Source organism: Peribacillus sp. NPDC056705, assembly GCF_043656335.1.
This window is the reverse complement of the sequence record NZ_JBHTYI010000132.1, coordinates 328-1926: the sequence shown is the minus strand read 5'-3', so window position 1 is coordinate 1926 and position 1599 is coordinate 328. Positions and strand designations below refer to the sequence as shown.

The window sequence follows — 1599 nt, the reverse complement described above, 5'->3', positions numbered from 1 at the left end:
TTTGTGGTTCTGCTCTTGAAAATGGCGGGATAAGTATAGTAGAGGTAATCCGATCAGCATAATTTCGTTCTCGAAACGGGTATGTGCGCTAAAACATTCTGCTTTGGGAGTAATAAAGACCGTCCCGGACCGATGATTACGGCCGAGGGACGGTCTTCTGTATACTCAGGAGAAGTTATCGTATGTTCTGGATGAGAAATGCGGCGGTGTTGATCAGGCATACCGTAGCCAGAATAACGCTTACGCCGTAAATGGCACGTTGTACTTTGGTTGCAAGTTTCACATGATGGGCGTCTCTGTGGCCGAACACCATCATAATTGCCAGGACTACTGCGATCATTATTACCGAATAGAAGGGCAAATCTCCAACAGTAATCAAGTCCTTCAGAATCATCGTCTCGAGGCCCCTCTTTCTTAAGGCGGATTACGCGCCGTGCCACTTCATCATCATCCAACCACGGTTAGTTGTTTAGGGAAAGAAGTGAGCACCTCAACCCCCGTCTCCGTGACAACGACATCATCTTCGATCCTCACCCCGCCGACACCTTGTAAATATACGCCAGGCTCAATCGTAAAGGCCGAGCCGGGCAAGAGCAGGTCTTCATTCAGACCGTGCACGGATGGATATTCATGTACATCCATGCCAAGCCCGTGGCCGAGCCGGTGAACGAACGCATGACCGTAGCCTGCATCGTCGATCACTTGCCTGGCTGCCCGGTCAATGGAACCGTACGTCACGCCGGGTTTAACAGCCGCAATGCCTGCCATATTGGCGGCAAGGACGGTCTCGTAGATACGGACAGCTTCGGGCTTAAGATCGCCAACCGCAAAGGTGCGCGTAATGTCGGAAGCATAACCGCCAGCGTACACTCCAAGATCGAACATCAGCAGATCTCCGCTTTCGATTTTGCGCGATCCTGGAGTTCCGTGCGGCAGCGCGGTATTGGGACCGGATAATACCATCGTTGAGAAGGAGGGGGCATCCGCACCCAGCTTTTTCATCAGATATTCCAGTTCCGCTACAAGCTCAATCTCTGTGACACCTACTTTCACCTGAGTCAATCCCTGCTTCAGCACCTCTTCCACAAGTTGTACCGCATGGCGCATGATCTTCACTTCATCTTCGGATTTCCGTACCCTCAATTCTCGCAGTACGGTGCCCACGTCCTCATATCGCGCCAGATCGAGATGTGCCTGCAATTGCTCAAACCGGGTTACGGTAAGCTGTTCCTTCTCAACGGCTATCGTACCTGCAGAACCCTTGATAAGCTGTTGCAGCAACGAGTACGGATTATCTGTATCCTGATGGGTCAGAATGTTCTTCACGGTCGAAGCTGACCTTGCGGCATCCGCATCCAGTGTCGGCACAATCAGGGTTGGCTCATGTACGGTGGACAGCAGCAGACCGAGGAATCGTTCGTGCGGGTCGCTGGCGAATCCGCTTAGATAGTATACGTGTTTCGGATCGGTAATCAAGACATGGTCCCATCCTTCACGTTCCATGGATTGCTGCACCTGATGTAATCGTTGATTCATATCATTCCATCCTCTCTACTATTATGAACGCTCATCATGGTCAATAATGTTAGGGTATCGTTT

The 1599-nt window shown here is 51.1% G+C and carries 2 protein-coding genes; both read right to left on the bottom strand.

Going from position 1 to position 1599, the window contains the following annotated elements; all coding sequences use genetic code 11:
* Positions 1 to 53: 53 nt before the first annotated feature.
* Positions 54 to 440, bottom strand: a complete 387-nt coding sequence (locus ACFRAK_RS28180; protein ID WP_394573063.1) for a hypothetical protein — start codon at positions 438 to 440, stop codon at positions 54 to 56.
* 7 nt (positions 441 to 447) lie between these two features.
* Complete coding sequence (locus tag ACFRAK_RS28175; protein ID WP_394573062.1) at positions 448 to 1536, bottom strand: M24 family metallopeptidase; 1089 nt, start codon at positions 1534 to 1536, stop codon at positions 448 to 450.
* Positions 1537 to 1599 lie beyond the last annotated feature (63 nt).

Coding starts and splice junctions, on each gene's coding strand:
- ACFRAK_RS28175 (WP_394573062.1), bottom strand. CDS start 1,536: ATGAATCAACGATTACATCAGGTGCAGCAATCCATGGAACGTGAAGGA.